The sequence below is a fragment of the Methanomassiliicoccales archaeon genome (genome assembly GCA_014361295.1).
Classification (GTDB): Archaea; Thermoplasmatota; Thermoplasmata; order Methanomassiliicoccales; family JACIVX01; genus JACIVX01.
Genome location: JACIVX010000076.1, coordinates 1 through 1,259, shown reverse-complemented (window position 1 = coordinate 1,259; position 1,259 = coordinate 1). Strand labels below are relative to the sequence as shown.

The 1,259-nt window shown below is 56.6% G+C and carries 2 protein-coding genes and 1 rRNA gene; all 3 read left to right on the top strand.

Annotated features, from left to right (window positions below):
• Positions 1 to 52: ribosomal RNA gene (locus H5T41_11195) — 23S ribosomal RNA — on the top strand; the annotation flags it as partial.
• Positions 43 to 600, top strand: a complete 558-nt coding sequence (locus H5T41_11190) for a transposase (protein ID MBC7109323.1) — start codon at positions 43 to 45, stop codon at positions 598 to 600. The genes H5T41_11195 and H5T41_11190, both read left to right, overlap by 10 nt.
• Entirely contained in the window at positions 570 to 1,109 is a 540-nt protein-coding gene (locus tag H5T41_11185) for a transposase (protein MBC7109322.1), read from the top strand. The genes H5T41_11190 and H5T41_11185 overlap by 31 nt, the downstream gene beginning before the upstream one ends.
• Positions 1,110 to 1,259: the final 150 nt, after the last annotated feature.

Below are 1,259 nucleotides of genomic sequence, written 5' to 3'. Positions count from 1 at the left end.
CGCGGCGAGATCTTAAAGGCGTTCGAGGAGGAGCTCAAGGCGATGATCCGGAACCTTCTGGAGAACCTCATGCGGGAGGAAAGGGAGCTGTACCTAGAGCAACATCCCACCAAGGCCAACGGCTATTACACCCGTGACCTCCTCACCCTCACCGGCCCACTTGAGAACCTTAGAGTTCCCCGCGTGCGGGAAGGGGATTTTCATCCGCGGATCCTTCCCTACCGGAAGCGCGCTTCGGTAGATCTCTCGGAAGCCATCCTCACCCTCTACGCGGTCGGGCTGAGCACGAGGAACATCTCCCGCTTCCTGGAGGGGGTGTACGGAGCCTTTTACTCACCCCAAAGCATCTCCCGCCTCGTCGCAGTCACCAAAGAAGAAGTGAAATCCTGGCGGGAAAGGCCGCTTGGGGAGGAGTACTACGCGGTGTTTCTGGACGTAACTTTCCTCTCCGTTCGCCGAGGAAAAACGGCCAAGGAACCGGTGTACATGGCCCTCGGGATCAAGCCGGATGGACACCGGGAGATCCTGGGGTTTTGGCTGTTTGGGGCGGAAGGGGAGAGCGCCAGGAATTGGGAGGAGGTGCTCAAAGAAAAGATCTGAAACGACGTGGGGTCCAAAGGGTACGAATCTTCGTCACCGATGATCTTCCAGGCCTAGAGGAGGCGATCAAGAAGATCTTTCCCCAGGCGGATTGGCAGCTTTGTGTTCTGCATGCCGTGCGGGAGGCATTGAACAAGGCTCGGAAGAAGGACCGCGAGGCCCTGGCCGAGGCTCTCAAGAAGATTTATCGCGCAGAAACCGAGGAGGAGGCTAGGGAAGCGCTACAGAAGCTTTGGGAACGCTGGGGCGCAATCTATCCCAAGATCGTGAAACGCTGGGAGACCAAGGCTTATGCCCTTTTGGCGTTTTTGCAGCATCCTAAGCCCATCCGGCGGTATCTTTACACCACGAATCAACTGGAACGGTTGGCGAAGGAGGTGAAAAGGCGGACGAAGGTGGTGGAGGTGTTTTGTGGGGAGGAGGCGGTAGAAAATCTTTTGTACTTGGTTTTGCGTCATCTGGACGAGGCATGGGGAGCGCGAAGGCTGCGGGGATTTGCGGAAATCTAGATGGGAAGCTATCATGCTGGCCAGACACACTAAACGGGACACTATGAACTTCCACAGTCCCTGCAGAAATTTTCCACAGCATTTTGGCAAAAATTTCGGTAGCAAGAGCCCGCTTCCCTCCAAGACCGGGGTTCTTTGGCCCCGGTCTTC